Raw genomic sequence first — 19,334 nt, forward strand, 5'->3', positions numbered from 1 at the left:
CTCATAAAGGGCCACTCAGTAAGATTGGTGAAACCTTCGATAAGCTTATGAACTGGATTAAAGTAAATAATTTTGAGGAGAGCAACATTGTAACGGTGGAAGTATATGATCACCGTTTTAAAGGTGAAGATGAGGATAGTGAGTTTGACTCGTATATTGAGATTAAACAAATCGATTCCTGAACTAATGGATACGATAGTTGAAAAAGAAACCAGGACAAGGCTACCAGCATATCAGATAACCGGCAGTCTCAGAAAGTAATATCTCTCGAAGAAGCAAGAAAACTAATCGGTGAAAAGGGAGGAAAGTTTGTGGCACGACAACCGTATAGCGTCGGGGATGTTTTTCAAATCCCATTAGACGAGAACGGAAGTATCGGGTACGGAAGGATCATAAAAATCGATAAACCGTCTATATTAATTGAATTGTACAAACATTCACCTGCTGATACAATCTTACCTGTGCCAATACTTATAATATGGTCAACCGACACAGGATTCAAAAAAGGGATGTGGCAAATAACAAGCAACATTCCGGTTCCGTCCAATTATCGATATCCCGTATTCTATTCAAAGGATGCTTTTTCCGGCAAGATTGTATTAGTCACAGATGAAGGTAGGTTTGAAGCATCAGAAGATCAAATTCGAGATGCACAACCTGCAGGGATTTTCGGACATGAAGCTGTACGAATTAGATTTTTGCACGAGCTTAACCATATCGAGAAATTAGACTAACTGACACACTAGTAACGGGCCGGTTAGCGTAGTAATTACCGTTTTTAGCCAGTAGGTCTCTGAACTAAAAAAAGCTCATTTATGTCCACAACAGGGGACGCGATAGCATTCAATAAACACTGAACGAGGCTGCCGACATTAAGTCGGCAGCCTCGTTACACTATATGATCGGGCAGATTAGCTTAAATGAAAACCTACATCAAAAATAATAAAATTAGAAAAAAGATTTAGGAAGTTTTCTCTTTTTAGAATAATATAATACGTTTATCATAATCTGGGTAAGTTCCTTATTCTATCCTACAACTATTCTCAAGCGAACAACCATAATCATATTAAGAATGTGGGGTATCAGAATGGCTACAATAATACCAGAAGTTGTTGATAAATCTATGCGAACGTTATGCGAATCACTACAATTCCGCATCCCAGACACCGTCGTATCTGTTTATGTTTATGGCTCGACTGCTCTAAATGCTTTTATTGAGGGCTCAAGCGATATAGACTTTCTCGTTTTTGTTAATCGAACGTTAACTCCATCTGACATTCGATTGATTTCGGAAGCGCACAAGGATGTTGAACAAACGCTTTCTGGATTAGATATTATGGGAGCCTATATCCGACAAGAGGATGTGGGAAAGTCCGTCGGAGAAATCTCACTCGTTCCCACCTATTTCGATAAAAATATGCAATCTGATGGAAACGGGGATTTAAATCCGGTCACATGGTGGATCCTTAAGAGACACGGCATCTGTGTATATGGCCAGCAATTGTCCTTCAATTATGAGATATCATCTAACGAACTTATCAAATACATTATTAATAATATGAATTCTTATTGGATCGGATGGATTGACCGATTGGAAAAAAACATTAATTCGCCGGGTATGACGGAGCATTCAGTGCCATTGGAACAATTGGACTTTGCAGTTGAATGGTGCACTCTCGGCATGTTGCGGCAATTTTATACAATTCGAGAACATGAAGTGACCAGTAAAATTGGTGCCGGAGAGTATGGCCTAACACAATTACCCGAACGTTGGCATGGACTTATTCGCGAGGCAATCGCGATCAAACGTCGAGAGAAATCAAGAGAATATGCTTCACAATTGAAGCGGTTGAATGACCTAGTTGAACTGCTTCGCTTGATTCATACAGAGAGTAACTTGTTTCTACAAAACTAAACTAAGTTTCTTTTGACCTGTAAATACTTGGTTTAGGCCATTGAATTTATAAAAGGTTTGGCTTTGAAATCGAGGGCGTATTAATAAGCGACAAAATTCTTTCGGACGGTGAGTACTATAACACACAATTATTATGGAGAAATTCGATGACACCCCAAGATAGAGTTATAAACTATCGAGGAACGATCGTTTATGGATGGAGCAGATTGCTAAAAGCAACTGCTCTTATTTTATTGCCGACTTACTTCCAGTGGGGCCTGATAGCGGCGGCCTCAGGCATCATCATCCATGTACAATAGAGGAGACTGGAGGGTAGTAGTAGGAGAGAGAGATAGAGAGTAGAGTGAGAGATATTGCGAGGAGGAGACGAAGACAATCGGCAGCAGCAGCCTTGCCCCCGAACCTTTAACCGGCTTTTTCATCCCTTTGAACACTGCCAGGACGATTACAAAAAAAATCAGAAAGGGAATGATAAAATTCACGATCGTGAACCGCCCGGTGAAAATCCTCATAGCCCTTTTCTCATCCCTGCGGCCTTCAGCCCAAAAAGAAAAGCTCTCCGCCGAGAGAGCTTCGTTGCGTTATCAAAGCTGCCGTTCAATTCGCCGTCTTCGACCTTATGGCGAAGAATAGGACGGGGCTATAAGCGAAATATGATAGAATATGTTCATGATGAAGCCATGGCAATTAATTTGGTAATGAATGTGGGAGGGGCTTAGTTATGAATAGGCAGGAAAAGGTTAGCACGGGGTTAAGAGAGTTTGATCAGGCGATCGACCATCTTCGGCTAGGCGACAATGTGGTGTGGCAGGTGGACTCGGTATCGGGATACCGGATTATGGTTGACCCCTACGTGACTCAGGCTAAGCTGGATGGGAGAAAGCTGATTTATGTGCGTTTTGGAAGCCATCCACCGATTCTGGAGCACAGCGCCGATTTTCATGTTTATCGTTTGAATGCGGAGAAGGGCTTTGAGAGCTTTGCCATGGACTTGAACAGTCTCGTTCGGCAAATGGGCAGGGGAGCGTTTTATGTGTTCGACTGTCTGACCGACTTGTTGGAATACTGGCATTCCGATTTGATGATCGGAAATTTTTTCAAAGTGATGTGTCCATTCTTGTATGAAATGGAAACCATAGCCTATTTTTCTGTTATCCGGAATGTTCATACTTACAGTACGATTTCATCGATTCGGGAAACGACACAAGTTTTGTTGGATCTATATCAAGTCAACCATAATTACTATATTCATCCCTTAAAGGTGTGGGAACGATATTCCTCGACGATGTATTTTCCGCATCTCATCCAAGGGCAGGAGGCTATTGCCATCACGGCCAGCGCTGAAGCGACAAAGCTGTTTTCCAGCATCCGCCGGGGGGAGGAGAGACTCGATTATTGGGATGTTCTTTTTAAGAACGCGGAAGATTTGCTTGGATTGGAGCCTGAACAGAAGGAGAACACCAAGAGGCTGTTAATGTCCATTCTGATCGGCAATGAATCCAAAATGTTGGAGCTGTGCAATCGATATTTCACCTTGGCGGACATTCTGAAGATTGCATCAAGAGAGGTAGGCACCGGCTTTATCGGAGGCAAGAGTGTCGGGATGCTGGTCGCAAGAAAAATACTCGAACGCGACGGCAATGGGAGGTTCGATCCATATATGGAGCCTCATGATTCCTTCTATATCGGGTCCGATGTATTCTACACCTATATTGTTCAGAACGGGTGGTGGAAGTTGCGCACTAAGCAAAGGACAAGAGAGGGTTACTTTAAATATGCCCCTGAGCTAGGAGAGAAGATGCTGAACGGGAAATTTCCGGATAATATTAAGGAAAAATTTATCCAAGTGTTGGAATATTACGGTCAGTCTCCCATTATTGTGCGTTCCAGCTCCTTGCTTGAGGATAATTTCGGAAACGCCTTTGCCGGGAAATACGAGAGTGTATTCTGCGTGAACCAAGGAACCCTGGAGGAGCGCTGTGAAGCCTTCGAGCAAGCGATCCGAATCGTATATGCCAGCACTATGAGCGAGGATGCCGTCGCGTATCGAATGAACCGGGGACTCGCGGAGAAGGACGAGCAGATGGCCATCCTCGTACAACGCGTTTCCGGGGACCATTATAACCAACTATTTTTCCCTCATCTTGCAGGTGTAGGAAATTCATCGAATCTATACGTATGGAACAAGGACATCAATATGGATGCCGGGATGCTGCGTATGGTGTTCGGACTGGGCACCAGGGCGGTGGATCGGACCGTCGGCGATTATGCCCGGATCGTGAGCCTAGATGATCCTTCGCGGGTGCCGCTGATGAACGCTCAAGACCATAAGAAGTTTTCTCAGCATTATGTAGATGTCTTGTCGCTCAAAGAAAATAAGTTGACCTCAGTCAGATCGGATGAAATCTTGCACCGTGATCTAAAGGTCAACAAAGCTTTGTTTGCTTCGGTAGACTATAGGACGGAGGAACGGCTGAGAGAGCGTGGGATCGTGGGTGGAAATACTCCATACATTGTTGATTTTCAACAATTGCTCAGAAGGACGGATTTTCCTTTCCTGATGCGAGACATGCTGTCTCTGCTATCCAAGGTGTACGAGTATCCAGTAGATATCGAATTTACAGCGAATTTCACGKGGGACAACACCTTTAACATCAATCTGGTGCAATGCCGGCCGCTGCAAACGCGAGGGTTAGGCAAATCGGTCGAATTCCCGCAGCTTTCGGATGTGCGTGATTGCTTCTTCTCTTTAGAAGGCGAATTCATTGGAGGAAATGTGCGGCTGCCGATCGATTATGTCGTATTGGTCCGTGCGAAGCCTTACTTGGAGCGCAACGAGCAGGGGAAATACGCGGTGGCCAGGCAGTTGGGCAAGATCAATAGAGCACTAAAGGGAAAGAATGCCATGCTCGTAGGCCCCGGCAGATGGGGGACTACCACTCCATCGCTTGGCGTGCCTGTACATTTCACGGAGCTCTGCAATATGTCGGTGATCTGCGAGGTTGCATCGTTTGAAGGAGGAATGGTGCCCGAATTGTCTTATGGCAGCCACTTCTTTCAGGATTTGGTGGAGACGGGTATATTTTATGCAGCCATTTTTTCAGAACAGAAGGACGTGGTTTACAATCCGGAAGTCATTTTAGAACGCGAGAACTTATTAGCTTCCGTTCTGCCTATGAGTGAACCATTCACCGATGTCATCCATATCGCCGCGACGGATGGAATGGAAGTTTTCTCGGATATCGTCACACAGAGGTTAATATGCATTCCTGGTTGAACAATAAAAGCAACCAAATAAAAGTATCAAAATGGAATGAAGTTGCTATAATGTTGAAAAAAAGCATACCAGATATTTTTTTCTAAAGAATCTTCGTGATGTAAGCCCTAAGTTTAGAATCTGTTGTCGGAAGACAAGAACTTGGGGACATTCCCGACGACAAGAAAAAGCCGGCTCCTGCAGACGAATACAAGATTACCCTCTGAACATTACACTTCGGTTCCACTTGTGAGTTTCGCACCTGGCTGGATGTAGCTTCGTGTCTTGTGTACGGTTGGCAGCGAAGCCTTAGGCCAATGATATGAAGGGGAGCTCGAATTTCGGTACATGAAGTATTGCACTCCAACGYTGCCAGCGATGCGCTCTCATGTAGTGGTTACGCTTGTCATAGTCAACGCAGTAATCCGTGTCTTACATGGGAATCAAAGTAAGAATTGCCAACACAATTAACAACGAATCTTATTACACAAGAAATTTTAGACTATTGGAGTATTTCGATTGTGCCTAGAATACAAGTAAAGCAGCAAGGGCAATCCGACCGGCAAAACGTCGACCGCTTCGCCCAGTATCGCTATCCCAAATGAAGCCGAACGATGCTTCGAAGGATGCCGGAGCAAACGCGGGGAGCGGCCTGCCCAACAGCTCGCCGACGAAAGGGAACGGGGGTTGAGAAGAAAAGGGCGACCGTTCAGGACGGTTGTCCCTATTTCGCGACAATACCGTGAATTTCGCTTGGAGTCCGATGAAGCTGAACCACCCGTCCCACACAACATCCGCTACAGCTCGGGCGTTCCTCCATGAAATACGTCGATATACATTTTTTACTGGACTTTTTGAGAGGATAACTCATAATAAGAGATAGAAGTTCATTTTTATTATAACGAGGGATCGAAGCCATGCCGAAAGAATCGCCGTATTTTATGGTCCAATCTGTGGATCGGGCCTTTTCCATCATCGAGGTGTTTATTCGCAAAAACAAACCACTCGGCATTCCCGAAATCGCCGAAGAGGTCAAGCTCCATAAAAGTGTCGTGCATCGATTGCTCGCTACGATGAAAGCCCATCAATTTCTCGAGCAATCGCCGGAAACCGGCAAATACCGGATCGGCCCCAAAGCATTCGAGGCCGGCTCCATCTACATGAACAGCCAGTTGATTATTGAGGGGCGGCGATTTTTGCCCGGACTGACCCAGGAAACCGGCGAATTGTCGCATATGGCAATCCTCAATCAAGGTGCGCTGCTGTATGTGATCAATCAAGGCTCGCCGAACTCGCTACTAGTTCATGTACCCGTCGGGATGCGCAATCCGGTGCATACGACCGCTTTAGGAAAAGTTCTGCTGGCGTGGATGAAGGAGGAACAGGCGTTGGAGCTACTGAGCTCCCAGCCGATGGAGCCGCGGACGCCGAAATCGATTCGTACCGTCGAGGTGTTCATGAGCGAGCTGCCTAAGGTGCGCATGCAAGGGTATGCCCTAGACGATGAGGAAATGAGTCTGGGCAGCCGCTGCATTGCCGTCCCTGTGCGGGATTACACGGGAGAGGTGATCGCCGGGATCAGCCTCAGCGGATCAATCCGCACTTTCGACGAAGCGCGTGTTGTGGCGTTGGCCGAAACATTGAAGCATTACGGGGCCGCGATTTCCGAAAGACTCGGATACAGCCCGAGGTGAAGGCGGCCCGCCGGCCAGACGAGGTGGGTCGGGAAGTGGCCCGGCCCACGGGGTGGCGAGCTTGCTTTCGCCGCTGTAACGGCTGTTGAAACCGGATAGCGTGCAGAGTTTGCGAATGTGACTCTACTTTGGGTATTGACAGAAATAGGATCGCGGTTGTAGAATCAATGTGTATAAAAATGAGATGTCATCTCGCAATGTGAGATATTATTTTTTGCTAAAATAAAGAGATGGCATCTCGTTATGCGAGATATAAATCGTTTATCACTTGAATGGAAAGGAAGGTGTGGCATTTGAAGCCGATGACGGTTAGCGACGAATGGTTTCAGGGGGCCGTTTCGCTGGAACGGACGGAGCTGGGGATAAAGCCGTGGAGAATTCCTTATGAGGAGTTTGACCTGTTCCCGCCCAGAGGGCTTACCGGCCACGCTGAAACGCCCGCCGGTGTGCGCATCCGGTTCGCCAGCGACTCGGAGCGGGTGCTGCTGCAGGTTGCACCCGACAGTAAGGAACGGTTGTTCGATTGCGTGATTGACGGCATCATTCATGAAACGCGGAGATTGCCGCCCGACGAAGAGACTGTGCTGTTTGAGCAGTTGCCCGGCACGCCTAAGACGATAGAAATCTATTTGCCGCAGACGAGCTCCGTTACCGTCTCCGGAATCGCGATAGCGGATGGCGCGTCTTTCTCTATTCCGGCGGATGCCCGACCGCGTTGGATCACGTACGGCAGCTCCATCTCGCAATGCGTCGACGCGGCGAGCCCCGCGCAAACTTGGCCGGCCATAGTGGCAAGAGAACAGGACTACCAACTTACCTGTTTAGGCTTTCGCGGCAATTGCCATCTGGAGCCAATGGTCGCCCGGATGATTCGCGACCTGCCGGCAGACTATATATCTCTCTGCCTGGGCATCAACATCTATGGTAGCAAGAGCATGAGCGTGCGCACATTGCGGGCGATGGTGATCGGGTTTATCAAGATCATCCGGGAAAAGCATCCAGAGACGCCGATTTTGGTCATATCGCCAATTATTTCCCCGCCTCGCGAAACGGTGAATAATGTTGTCGGTTTCACGCTCGAACACATTCGCAGCGAAATCGAAGCCGCGGTGGAAGCGCTGCAACGGCATGGGGACAGCCGACTGTGCTACATGAGCGGACTGGATTGGCTGGGGGAGAAGGATACCGGATTGCTACCCGATGAGCTTCATCCGGGCGCGGAGGGCTACCGGGTGATGGGCGAACGATTTCGGCGGCTGCTAGTGGAACGAAATTATTATGCATGAGACGGCCTGACTGGGCTAAAGGAGGTTTTCAGACACGATGACAAGCGAGTTCGGCGAAACATTAAAGCTGCGTCCGGGCGTCTATCCGGCGATGCACGCTTGCTACAGCAACGACGGCAACGTGAATCCCGTAGCGGTCAGGAAGCTGACCCGGTTTCTGATCGACCGAGGCGTTGACGGTTTGTACGTTGGAGGCGGAACCGGCGAAGGGCTTCTGCAGACGGCCGAGGAGCGGATGAAGACGCTTGAGGCGGCCATTGAGGAGAACAATGGGGCAGTCCCGATTATCGCCCATGTCGGAGCGATGACGACTGGCGAAAGCGTCCGTATAGCAAAGCATGCGGAGCAAGCCGGAGCTGATGCGATATCTTCAGTGCCCCCTTTCTATTTTACATACCCAGAGGCGGCGGTTAAGCAATATTGGAACTCGATCATGGAAAGTGTGCAACTACCGTTTATCATCTATTACATCCCGGCCTCAACAGGTTTTCATATGACCGTATCTTTCCTAAAGGAATTATTGGAAAATAAGAAGCTGCTAGGAATCAAAATGACAACTCCCGGTGTATACGAGCTGCAGCAGTACAAGGAAGCTGGCGGGGAGCGGTTCCTGGTATACAACGGCATAGACCAGCAGTATTTGCCAGGCCGTATCATGGGGGCGCACGCAGGGATCGGAGGCAACTACAATGTGATGCCTGAGCTGTACGTCCGGCTGGAGCAAGCGTTCCGGAAAGGGGCGATTGAGGAGGCGCAGCGTCTCCAGTTCACGATCAACGAGGTGTTGGCGGCTATGAAGGCTCTCGGCGGACTGTTCCCGATCGGCAAGGAGCTGCTTCGCTTGCGCGGAATCGACTGCGGACTGCCGCGCGAGCCGCTGCCAGCGGCAAAAGTAAGTGACCACGAGGCGATTCGGGCGATTTTGGACAAAATCATGCGGGCGGTGGAAGAAGAAGCGCCGAGCTCGGTTGGCGGAGCGTGACGGCCGTAATTTGAAGCGAGCGAATGGACCGGCCTAAAGGCGGCGTTTAAAGCGCAGTACGAGTCATCATGCGAGGCGTGGCCCGGCTCCATAACTTTCTTGCAATCGCTTGCATTTCGCTAGCGGGCGCTTGCTCTTTCGGCGGCCCAACGCCGCAGGGGAAACCGGCCGGCAAATCGGCCGAGCTTACGATGTATTTTTGACGATATAGCCAACAAATATTTAACGCAGCAAATGGATCAGCTCGCGCTGCATCAGACCGATCTGAACACCGCGCTGCGAACGGCCAACGAGCAGGCCGACAAAGAGATCGCGGCAGCTAAGTACGGAACCAATAGCTTCCCGCAGTGAACCTACCCCATCTTTGAAAGGAATGGAGAGAGCCTTATGACGAGTACGCTTACAAAAATCGAGGATTTGGTGATTTGCCGAGACGACGACTACAACAGCTTTCCGAATATCGTCAAACGGCAGGACGGCTCCATGCTTGCTGTATTCCGCCAGGCGCCGGATCGCCGGCGGATGTTCGGACACAACATACATATCGATCCTTCCTCACGAGTTGTGTCGATTGCTTCCAACGACGGAGGAAAAACGTGGAGCGCGCCTTCGGTGCTGTATGACGACTTCCTGTATGGCATTCAGGACCCATGTCTCAATTTGCTGAGCGACGGCACATTATTTTGTACGTTTTTTACGTGGCAGGTACTGTTGCCGGAAGATGTGCCGGCCTTCAATCCAGCCACCTACGACCGGCGGATCAAGGACAAATGGGTGGCCAGACTGGGAGGCGCCTACTCCATTCGCTCGACGGACGGAGGCGCCACCTGGGACGATCCTCTTCCGATAACGTCGCCAGCCGGTGGAGTGCAAGCGCGCAATGTACGGGGCAATGCCGTCGAGCTGGAGGACGGCACGATTTTGCTGCCGATGTATGTGCGAACCCCCGATTCGTCTTCGGCTGTACTGGCGGTGACACGGGACCGGGGGCGGACGTGGGAGCAGCGCTCCGTCATTGCCGATGCGGGGGAGCTGTGGTTCCACGAGCCTAATTTGTACCGGACCCCTTCGGGCAAGCTAATCGCCCTGCTGCGTACGACGGATCGGCGCGAAGGGGTGTCGGAGGAACGGCGGCATCCCCTGTATACGTGCGAATCCTACGATAACGGCTTGACCTGGAGCGTTTTCACCGGACATTCGATCTATTCGATGAGCCCTTTTCACCTGCTTCGACTGGCGAGCGGCCGAACGCTGCTAACGTACGGTTACCGTCTTCCGCCTTACGGCATTCGCGCCCTCATCTTGAACAGCGAGTGCACCGACTGGGAGACGGCGCCTGAAACGATCGTGCGTGTGGACGGACCCAATAAAGATATCGGGTACACGTGCTCGGTACAAGCGGATAATGGCGACATTGTCGTTATGTACTACTACGCGGACGAACCGGGAGGATTATGTTACATCGCCGCCAGCCGGCTTATAGAGTACGAACATTGACCGGGCCCGACCGAGTCCGGGTATGTCAGGGTCCGTCACGTGTTCGGCAATGAGGATGCGATACAGGTTCGAGCATTATATCGTCATCTAGTCCAAGAAGTTATGACATTAAAGTGGTACCATTCCCAGTAAATTACATTAAAATAGTCCCATACAATAAATTGCTGTCCTTATATAGAACGAGTGACCTTAAAATGGTGCTTTTCTACATGACTCATGATATATATGGGAGTACTTTAATTATTCAATCAACTGACAGCGGAAGCGAAATAAGACGAACGCCAACTGAAACGTCTGCAATGGACAAGCACAAGCCCTGCAAGCGCGGAATGCCGCCTGGCAGGGCTTGTTCGTTGTATCGGGTATCAGGCTTTCAACGTAATCGACTTCGGGCCAGCCGTGGTTCGCGCCGATATGATCCGTTCTGACGGCGCCGAAGTTGTTCAGGTCGGTCTTGCCGTTGGGCATCGGCTTATGCAGCTTCATGACGTCCCATACTCCGGCGCGCCAATAGCGGGCCAGCAGAGCGAATTTGCCCGGATCGTATCCGGGCGGCTCTCCTCCTCATTCATACGCATCGATTGCCTAGCCAGCCAAGCTTAACGGAAGACGCCCCCCCCCCTGAACATGCAATCTCTTAGCCGGTTTGCACTTTCTTGCGCATGGACGAGGCTCATGAAGAAAAATATATAAAATTTGATGGATTCCTGCATGTATCTATTCGAACGGGGATGATACCATGAAAAATAAGACAAGAGAATACTAAAGCGGCAATGCCGGGAGCTCAAATCCGGTGCGCCCGGCGGTATTCGGAAGGGGTGATACCCATCTTTTGTGAGAACACTCTGCTGAAATAAAAGCCGTTGCTGTAACCGCACGCGGTTGCGATTTTGTCGATCGTCCACACGGTTTCCTGCAACAGCGTCCGGGCCCGGTCAAGCCGAAGCTCGCTTAAATACTCGCTCGGATTGACGCCGAACATGCTGCGGAAACGGCGGCTGAACTGCACGGTGCTAAGTCCCATCGCGGATGAGAGCTGACTGAGGCTGATAAATTCGAAAGCGCTTTCTTTGATGTGGGCTTCCGCTTCTTCCATCAGCGGGTCGTCGGGAATCACTCTCGTTTCATGGAGATGCGTCTCCCATTCCCAGTCGAATTGTTCCCATAGATCCGCAAGCAGAAAGTTTCTGCGACCGACTCCGAGCGGGTCTTGGCGCCGGGAAAGCATGGCGAGATAGCCGTAAGTGGAAGCGAAACGCTGCTTGTCCCGGATCGGATGCTTGCCGACCGGGTTTGGAAACAGCCGATCTTCGGTGCGTATTTCCTCCGCGGCGGCGAACCAGGAAAAGTTCAGCACAAGAAAAATGGCGGGGCGCAGCATTTCCCGCTTAAGAGCGATATCCGGCGGACAGAGCAGAAGGTCTCCTTTTTCCGCGACTCCTTTATGCTCGCCGATCTCGAAACGGAAACTGCCGCCATCCACGACGAACAGCACCCATTGCGGGCTGACGTCTTCGTCTTTTTCGAACCGCGCCTTATGGTTCCATACTGTAATAAAATCGATGCGAGCCGCAAGTTCTCGGGGACGATATGTTTGCATGCACGATCACCGCCTGATTGTGAGTATGTATTTACGATAACGGAATACGCAACGAAAAGAAAGTGACGATTTTTTCAAAACGACTCCGTTCAATGGAACGAGAAGGTCGGATTTCAGGATATGAGGAGAGATTGAAGTGAAGGGCAACAAGCAAACAGACAGGCAAAAAATAACTACGCAGCTGTTCGTGGCGGGAGGAGGGATGGCCGGTGTAGCTGCAGCGGTCGCTGCCGCCAGAAACGGAATTCGCACAGTTCTTTGTCAGGATCGCCCGGTGCTTGGAGGCAACGCCTCGTCGGAAGTGCGAATGAACGTGAGCGGTGCTTCCGTTCGGGGTGCCGCGCTTGAGACTGAGTCGCGGGAAAGCGGCATCGTCGAGGAAATTATGCTGGAATGCGCCGTGCGCAACCCGCAGCGTTGCGCCAATATGCTCGATTTGATTCTATACGAAACGTGTCGCGCTGAACCGAATTTGACGCTGATGCTCAATTCGTGCGTTGTCGGGGTCCGTATGGACGGCGACCGGATCGCGGCGGCCTACGTCAATCGGGAAAGCACGGAACATTACTTCGAGATCGAAGCGGAGCTGTTCGCCGATTGCACCGGGGACGGCCGGCTCGGAAGCGAAGCGGGAGCGCGGTACACGACCGGGCGGGAGTCGTCCGCGGAATACGGAGAATCGTTTGCAAGGGACGATCGGGACGCGTACCGGCTCGGATCATCTTTGCTGTTCACCTCCCGGGACATGAGGCGCCCGATGCCGTTCGTCGCGCCGAAGTGGGCGCGGACTTTTTCCGAGGAAGATTTGCGGTTCCGCTTGCATCAAACATGGGAATACGGATATTGGTGGGTCGAATACGGCGGAATGCGGGATACGATCAAGGACAACGAGGAGATCCGCGACGAACTTTTGGCCATCATGCTCGGCGTATGGGACCACATCAAGAACAGCGGACATCATCAGGAATCGGCGAACTGGGCGTTGGACTGGTTCGGTTTCCTTCCCGGGAAGCGGGAATCGCGGCGGTTCGTCGGACAGCATGTATTGACCCAGCACGATTTGGAGCAGTCGGTGGATTTCGACGACACGATCGCTTACGGGGGATGGTCGATGGACATCCATCATCCCGGCGGCATCGAGGCGGCGGACGAGAAGCCGAATATTCATCCATACACGCCCTATATGTACGGTATTCCGCTTCGCTCGCTCGTCAGCGCCAATATCCTCAACCTATTGTTCGCAGGGCGCAACATATCGGCGACGCACGTCGCTTTCTCCAGTACGCGGGTCATGGCGACATGCGCCTTGATGGGGGAAGGGCTGGGCACATATGCCGCCTTCGCGGTTCGAAGCGACAAGCCGCACGAAGCCTGGCGCGACCCGGAGCTTGTCCGGGAAACGCAGCAGCAACTGTTGCGGCAAGGGGCTTTCTTGCCCGGCAAGCTGCTGGAGGACCGAAATCTTGCGGCAGAAGCGGCCATCACCGCCTCGTCGGAGCAAACGGGCGGCGCCGCGTCACAAGTTGCGGACGGACATACCCGCTCCGTGCATGGCAGGCGGGGCGTCAGACCGGACTTAGCCGTGCCCGGGACGCACCGCTGGATGTCCGACCCGGCGGATTCGGCGCCGTGGCTGGAGCTTCGCTGGGAACGCCCGGTTCAAATCTCGCGCATCACGGTCGTGCTGGACACCGGGCTCCATCGCCATCTCGCCTTGACGCACTCGGACGGGCATCATAACCTAATGGCGTGGGGGCCGCAGCCGGAAACGTTGAAAGACTTCAATGTTCTGGCCGGCATCGGGGGCCGTTTCGAAGAGGTTGCCCGTGTGCGGGGTAACTACCGGCGGCAGTTGCAATTCGATGTGCAGCTTGGCGAAGTAGACTGTTTGAGATGGGAGGTGATCACGACAAACGGGCTCGACCATGCGCGGATTGTGGAAATTCGCTGCGAGTAGCAGTACGCGCGTCCGCGGACATGATTGGCGGCGGACGCGCACAGACGGTAGTACGAGATCGAATGCTTGAACCATTCCATTGGGGGGATCGACATGAAACGAATGTTAGTTGGCGGAGCCGCATTGCTGCTGCTTGCCGCTGTCTTGGCCGCAGGATGCGGCAAGACGAAGGAACCGGACAGCCCGGCAGCGGACCGAGGAGATGCCGGGGGACCGCCGAAAGTGAGCGATGCGTCGGTAACGCTCAACGCCGCCGTAGACGCGGTTATTGTGGACAGCGCTCTGGAAGCTGCTATTCAGGACGGATTGAAGAAGAAACATCCGAACATCAAGCTGAACATCATTCAACCGGGCACGGGAACGACGCTGACCGATCAGATCGCTTCCGGCAACACGCCCGACATTGTCTTTACGTTCAACGGCCGCTTAGCGACGTATCAGGACAAAGGGATTTTATATGATATGACACCGCTGCTGAAAACATATCAATTCGATCTGAATCGCTTCGAGCCGCAGATGATTACGGACGCCAAGGTCAGTTCGACGAACGGCGAGCTGTACGGCATTCCGTTCAGTCGAAATTTCCATGCCTTCTACTACAACAAGGATATTTTCGACAAGTTTGGCGTGCCGTATCCGCAGGACGGGCTAACCTGGGACCAAATGCTCGAACTTGCCAAAAAACTGACCCGTATGGAGGGCGGCACTCAGTACAGAGGCATTGACCCGGGAGCCGGCATCGCATGGATTTACCAGCCTCTTGGCATTCAGGCAGACGATGTCACGACGGGCAAAGCGTCCGTCAACAACGAACAGTGGAAGAAAGTGTTCGAGCTCGTCAAAGCGATGTACACGATTCCGGGCAACGAGCCGAACGGAACGCCTCTCGATAACTTCCTGAAACAAAAAAACTTGGCGATGATCGCGTATACCAACATGTTCTCGCAACTGGAGGAGGCGACAAAGCAAGGCTTTAACTGGGATCTCGTCCAATATCCGAGCTACCCGGAGCGACCGAACACGTACGGCAACGCCAGCGTCAACATGATGGCGATTACGCAATCGAGCAAATACAAGGAGCAGGCGCTGCAGGTCATCGAGGTGGTCACTTCCGACGAAGTGCAGCTGGAGATCGCACGTCAAGGAATCATTTCGCCGTTGAAGAATACGGCGATTCAAGCCGAATTTGGTAAAAATCTGAACGTCCTGAAAGGAAAACGAATCGAGAGTATTTTCAAGAGCAAGCCGGTGCCGTACCCGAAAGCTTCTCCGTATCGGTCGAAGTCCGAAGGGATCGTCTCAAAATATTTCAACGAATACATGAAGGGCACGATAGACGTCAACACCGCATTAAGCAAAGCGGAGGAAGAGATCAACAAAATGCTGCAAGCGGAAAGAGCGAAATAACTGCACGACGGCGGAACAGACGGCAAACCGGTTCCCGCAGACAATAATGCTGCTTCTTTCTTCGCCAATAGCCGTATCGTCACTATTCCGACGATGCGGCTATTGGCGAATAATAATAAAAATTAAGGAGGACTGCAGCATGCCAAACTTGACGAGAAGGAAGCTGTTGGCCGCAATCGGCGCAACAGGAGCGGCAGCCGTTCTTTTCAAAGTTTCTGCCGGCGCGACAAACGGAATGGAACCATCTGTTTTGGAAGCGGTTTATCCCGTTGGCAAACTCAAATCGAAGTTGACGAGAACAGATTTGTGTATTTCAACGTCAGTAAGCGAACTGAGAGCGGAACCAGATCCGGTGGAAGGTTTTGCGTATTATGTAACGGATGTGGGGATGGAGGGATTTTTTCAGTATGAACCGGGAGACACATCTTCGCCCGACAATACGGGAACGATTCTCGTCTCGACATCGGGCGCACGGTTTAAACGGATTATCGATCAATCGTTTGTGAATGTTAGATGGTTTGGCGCTGTGGGAGACGGGGCGACCGACGACACGGCGGCGATCAATGCGGCAATCGGCGACGGCAACACAACGGTTTACATTCCGGAAGGAACGTACATGATCCGGGCCGATGCAACAAGCATCGGCCAGTTGAACGCGGGTATTCAGGTGAAAAACAATACGAAAATCGTCATAAGCCCACAAGCAACTTTGAACACCATCAAGGAGGCGCTCTTACTATGAAGTTTAAGCAATCAGACGGTCAAAATCAACGGATTGAACGAATTACGACAACTCACATAATTGTGGGAATCGATATAGCGAAAGAAACCCACGGGCAAAAACACTAAAACCTGGCCAACTGGCTCGCTCACAAGGGCAAAGATGTTGTCATGGTGAATCCGGCTACCACCAAACGATTAACAAGGAAAACTACGACAATTCCCCATCCAAGAGTGAACCGAAGGATGCGCTTGCAGATGTGGTTAGCCAGGGTTATTACTACGACGAGAATTTTGGGTAACGAATAGCGTCCGGTTGCAAAACCGGATTATTCGCTGGTTAGACATACGCTTCCCAGAGTATCTGCGTTCGAAGAAAAGGGCAAGGCGGAAGGGCATTCCAGGTTTTCGCTAATTGTGGAGGAAGAGAACGATCGCGCCTACCGGCTGTATGTCAAGATGGGGTATCAGGAGGATGGGACGCCCGAAGTAAGCGGATCGCTTAACCGGAGAATGGTGAAGCTGATCCGTTTATGGCGCGTTCAAAGCTCCGCTTTTCCGTAAGTAAACATAAAATATGTTATGTATACTTTATAAATATTATAAATCAAAAACTCCTTGCCAAGCAGGGAGTTTTTGATTTAGTCTGATCGAAGGGCGTGCTATTTTTTTGATTTTTCCGCTGCGATGTATAGCTTGATTTGCTCTTAGGCATTAAACAGGCTACGGTCCAATTTGAAGTTGTACTGCTTGGAGAGAGGGAGGAGATCAGCGTAATCGCCCATATCCTTGTAGGCGGGGAGCCGCCCTTGGTAGGTGACGAGGAAGTCGATCGCCTCTCCTTTGGCGAGCAAATTCGGTAAATCTTCGGTCGTTTTGTCCATCGTGACTGGTAAGGTACGGATATTTCTTTTTGACGGGCTCGGCGATCAATTCGTTGAAATCCGTCTCTGTATAAAATACCCGCCCATCTGGTGGACGCGAAGCGTGACGGGGTCCAGCGGTTTTTCCGTCCCATTCCCGGGGGCGACTTCGCCATGCTCGTTATTCGAGCATCCCACACGGTGTTTCCTCCGATTTTCATTGATGATCAATCCAATCCTGCTATTCCAGCGACACGTTTCCAAGCACGGACGTGCGTGTTCCTAGATCTGCTATTCCGTTTGAATTGTAGAGCGTTGAGCCGAACAGAAGCTGGTTGTTGTGAATGATGTTGTATTTGGACTGTTGAGAATTCACGCGTATACCGTCCATGGGGCCATAGCGAATTACAAATTCGGACGAAACGTCCGGGGCGACGGTCCAAGCCGGTGTACATACGGCGGTTTGCGTCGTTCCGTCGTAGGATGAAATTTTTCTTTTTTGGCCCGCGCCGGTTCCGCCGACCAAATAAACCGTCATCGTGTTGTACTCTCCGCTTGTGGCGGAAGCGACATTGTCAAGCACAATCGAAGTGGTCGTTCCGCCCTTCGCCACTCCGGCATGCTTGAACCGGTTTTGCACCGTGTTGCCCTGGATGGTATTGAAGCTTGCGCTGTCTACAACCATAACACTCGTGCTTGACGCAGCGCTTCCGCTTTCATCGATCACGTTGTTGGCCACCAAGCAATAGTTGGTAGTCCCGGAAAGCCGAATGGTGTTGGTCGCAATGTTGTAGAGGTGGTTATTCGTGATGCTGATCGAGCTTGCATTTTCCAGCCAGATGCCGATGCCGTTGCAATTTTGAATCAGGTTCCCCTCTATCGTATAATTGGTCGATTTGCTAATCCACAAGGACCTGTTGATCGAGTCGGACAGGATGTTGCCTTTCAAGGCGACGTTTTTCGTCAACAGTCCGTTAATACGGGAGGCGGGGCCGATGAGCGTGTTTCCGACAAATTCGACGAATTCGACCGCTCCTAACGTCCCGTTCATCGTAAAGCTGCCGCCGGTATTGTTCTGGAATAAACATTGGGCAACGGTCACGCGGCGAACGAAACTGCCGGGGTCCGGTTCGAGATCAATGCCAAACTCCGGGGCATGTCCGTGCGTATTGACAAACGTGGAGCTCTCGATCCGCACGTTCTCGGCGCAGGTGACGCTGATTCCCTGCCGGCGGTTGTTGTCGCAGATCACGTTCTGGAAGGTGATGTTGCGGGAGGCGTTGCTCTGGTTCAGGTAGTAGCCAACAACGGAAGCGTCTCCCCAGCAATCCGCGATATACAAGTCGCGCACAAGCACACGGTCCGACCCGCCGATCGCAATGCCATAGCCCCATTGTCCCGTCGTCCCCGGATGCTCGTTTCGTTCCCCGATGATTTTGCCACCGCCTTCGATGGTGACGTTGGTTTTGCCGAAAATATTGATGATCGTATATCTCGGCGTTGCCGACGGAAGCGCTTTCAGAACAGCCGAAGGGCTTATCACAATTGTCGTGTTGTCCTTCGCCTGAATGCCCGCATTTAATTGACCCACGCTTGTTGCATCGGCCCGGACCATGTACGTTCCTTCCGGAATATATACCGTCACATTGCCGTCGCCGATGGCCGAGTTGATCGCCGCCGTATCGTCGGTCGTGCCGTTTCCCGCGGCGCCAAACCATTTCACGTTTACGAACGACTGCTCCACAATCCGCTTGAAGCGGGCGCCCGATGTCGAGACGAGAACCGTTCCTGTATTGTCGGTCGATGCTGCGTCTAGGGGATCGTAGAGAAAAAATCCTTCCTTTCCCGGGTCGGTTACATAATAGGTTACCCCTTCCTTAGGAGACGTTTCCGCCCTCAGCTCGCTTATGGTTGTCGAACCGCATGTTTCGGTTGTCAACCATTTCGGTCCAGACTTGTCCTTGCCGTATGTCGCCTCCCAAACCGATGGCTCCATTCCGCTCGTCGCACCGACGGAAGCTTTGTAAAGCAGGGTCGCCACTCCTGTTGCGCCGATTGTGGCCAAAAGCTTTCTTCTTGTCAAGTTTGCCATCCTCAAGCTCCTTCTTATAATGGAATGAGATATCCAGTAAAGCCTTGCGGCTTCCTCAAGGCAAA

Annotated in this window: 17 protein-coding genes and 3 pseudogenes; 14 read left to right on the top strand and 6 right to left on the bottom strand. The window is 51.2% G+C overall.

Annotated features, from left to right (window positions below; translation table 11 throughout):
- From AC1DWB_RS24290 to AC1DWB_RS24305, 4 genes and pseudogenes are all read left to right on the top strand, one after another.
- Positions 1-182: pseudogene (locus tag AC1DWB_RS24290) on the top strand (AraC family transcriptional regulator); the annotation flags it as partial.
- A 129-nt stretch (positions 183-311) separates the two neighbouring features.
- A complete protein-coding gene (locus AC1DWB_RS24295) occupies positions 312-734 on the top strand; it encodes an Imm26 family immunity protein (RefSeq protein ID WP_477543677.1) in 423 nt (140 codons plus the stop codon).
- 353 nt (positions 735-1,087) lie between these two features.
- Positions 1,088-1,915 (top strand): aminoglycoside adenylyltransferase domain-containing protein, encoded by an 828-nt coding sequence (locus AC1DWB_RS24300; protein ID WP_477543678.1) that lies wholly within the window; start codon positions 1,088-1,090, stop codon positions 1,913-1,915.
- A 44-nt stretch (positions 1,916-1,959) separates the two neighbouring features.
- Positions 1,960-2,055: pseudogene (locus AC1DWB_RS24305) on the top strand (GNAT family N-acetyltransferase); the annotation flags it as partial.
- Between the two features lie 132 nt (positions 2,056-2,187).
- Here AC1DWB_RS24305 and AC1DWB_RS24310 read toward each other — a convergent pair.
- Positions 2,188-2,427, bottom strand: a complete 240-nt coding sequence (locus AC1DWB_RS24310; protein WP_477543679.1) for a hypothetical protein — start codon at positions 2,425-2,427, stop codon at positions 2,188-2,190.
- 209 nt (positions 2,428-2,636) lie between these two features.
- Here AC1DWB_RS24310 and AC1DWB_RS24315 point away from each other — a divergent pair, with 209 nt between their 5' ends.
- The 5 genes from AC1DWB_RS24315 (at position 2,637) to AC1DWB_RS24335 (ending at position 10,630) form a co-directional block, all read left to right on the top strand.
- Positions 2,637-5,192, top strand: a complete 2,556-nt coding sequence (locus AC1DWB_RS24315) for a PEP/pyruvate-binding domain-containing protein (protein ID WP_477543680.1) — start codon at positions 2,637-2,639, stop codon at positions 5,190-5,192.
- An 896-nt stretch (positions 5,193-6,088) separates the two neighbouring features.
- Entirely contained in the window at positions 6,089-6,865 is a 777-nt protein-coding gene (locus AC1DWB_RS24320; protein WP_477543681.1) for an IclR family transcriptional regulator, read from the top strand.
- A gap of 302 nt (positions 6,866-7,167) precedes the next feature.
- Positions 7,168-8,151 carry an SGNH/GDSL hydrolase family protein gene (locus AC1DWB_RS24325; protein WP_477543700.1) on the top strand — a complete coding sequence of 328 codons (984 nt, stop codon included), beginning with the start codon at positions 7,168-7,170 and terminating at the stop codon, positions 8,149-8,151.
- A gap of 37 nt (positions 8,152-8,188) precedes the next feature.
- Complete coding sequence (locus AC1DWB_RS24330) at positions 8,189-9,133, top strand: dihydrodipicolinate synthase family protein (protein WP_477543682.1); 945 nt, start codon at positions 8,189-8,191, stop codon at positions 9,131-9,133.
- Positions 9,134-9,520: 387 nt separating this feature from the next.
- Positions 9,521-10,630, top strand: a complete 1,110-nt coding sequence (locus tag AC1DWB_RS24335; protein WP_477543683.1) for a sialidase family protein — start codon at positions 9,521-9,523, stop codon at positions 10,628-10,630.
- 240 nt (positions 10,631-10,870) lie between these two features.
- Here AC1DWB_RS24335 and AC1DWB_RS24340 read toward each other — a convergent pair whose 3' ends face one another.
- Positions 10,871-11,116 carry a hypothetical protein gene (locus tag AC1DWB_RS24340; protein WP_477543684.1) on the bottom strand — a complete coding sequence of 82 codons (246 nt, stop codon included), beginning with the start codon at positions 11,114-11,116 and terminating at the stop codon, positions 10,871-10,873.
- A 298-nt stretch (positions 11,117-11,414) separates the two neighbouring features.
- The gene (locus tag AC1DWB_RS24345) at positions 11,415-12,230 is read right to left on the bottom strand and encodes a helix-turn-helix domain-containing protein (protein WP_477543685.1); all 816 of its coding nucleotides are present in this window, start codon (positions 12,228-12,230) and stop codon (positions 11,415-11,417) included.
- 136 nt (positions 12,231-12,366) lie between these two features.
- Here AC1DWB_RS24345 and AC1DWB_RS24350 point away from each other — a divergent pair, with 136 nt between their 5' ends.
- The 5 genes and pseudogenes from AC1DWB_RS24350 to AC1DWB_RS24370 all read left to right on the top strand — a co-directional run bounded on the left by AC1DWB_RS24350 (position 12,367) and on the right by AC1DWB_RS24370 (position 16,878).
- Positions 12,367-14,187: an FAD-dependent oxidoreductase gene (locus AC1DWB_RS24350; RefSeq protein ID WP_477543686.1), complete on the top strand. Its 1,821-nt coding sequence runs from the start codon at positions 12,367-12,369 to the stop codon at positions 14,185-14,187.
- Between the two features lie 93 nt (positions 14,188-14,280).
- Positions 14,281-15,594 carry an ABC transporter substrate-binding protein gene (locus tag AC1DWB_RS24355; RefSeq protein ID WP_477543687.1) on the top strand — a complete coding sequence of 438 codons (1,314 nt, stop codon included), beginning with the start codon at positions 14,281-14,283 and terminating at the stop codon, positions 15,592-15,594.
- A gap of 139 nt (positions 15,595-15,733) precedes the next feature.
- Positions 15,734-16,336, top strand: coding sequence for a glycosyl hydrolase family 28-related protein (locus AC1DWB_RS24360; protein WP_477543688.1), 603 nt, complete (start codon positions 15,734-15,736; stop codon positions 16,334-16,336).
- Positions 16,333-16,678, top strand: a pseudogene (locus AC1DWB_RS24365) (IS110 family transposase); the annotation flags it as partial. The gene AC1DWB_RS24360 and the pseudogene AC1DWB_RS24365, both read left to right, overlap by 4 nt.
- Positions 16,679-16,731: 53 nt before the next feature.
- Positions 16,732-16,878 (top strand): hypothetical protein, encoded by a 147-nt coding sequence (locus AC1DWB_RS24370; RefSeq protein ID WP_477543689.1) that lies wholly within the window; start codon positions 16,732-16,734, stop codon positions 16,876-16,878.
- Between the two features lie 143 nt (positions 16,879-17,021).
- Here the strand turns inward: AC1DWB_RS24370 and AC1DWB_RS24375 are convergent, their stop codons facing one another.
- Genes AC1DWB_RS24375 through AC1DWB_RS24385 form a run of 3 tightly spaced genes read right to left on the bottom strand, consistent with a single transcriptional unit; the run spans position 17,022 to position 19,269 of the window.
- Positions 17,022-17,198, bottom strand: a complete 177-nt coding sequence (locus AC1DWB_RS24375) for a hypothetical protein (RefSeq protein ID WP_477543690.1) — start codon at positions 17,196-17,198, stop codon at positions 17,022-17,024.
- Positions 17,199-17,243: 45 nt separating this feature from the next.
- Positions 17,244-17,375, bottom strand: a complete 132-nt coding sequence (locus tag AC1DWB_RS24380) for a hypothetical protein (RefSeq protein WP_477543691.1) — start codon at positions 17,373-17,375, stop codon at positions 17,244-17,246.
- Between the two features lie 43 nt (positions 17,376-17,418).
- A complete protein-coding gene (locus tag AC1DWB_RS24385; protein ID WP_477543692.1) occupies positions 17,419-19,269 on the bottom strand; it encodes a right-handed parallel beta-helix repeat-containing protein in 1,851 nt (616 codons plus the stop codon).
- Positions 19,270-19,334 lie beyond the last annotated feature (65 nt).

Source organism: Paenibacillus sp. P4_E11 (assembly GCF_056401635.1).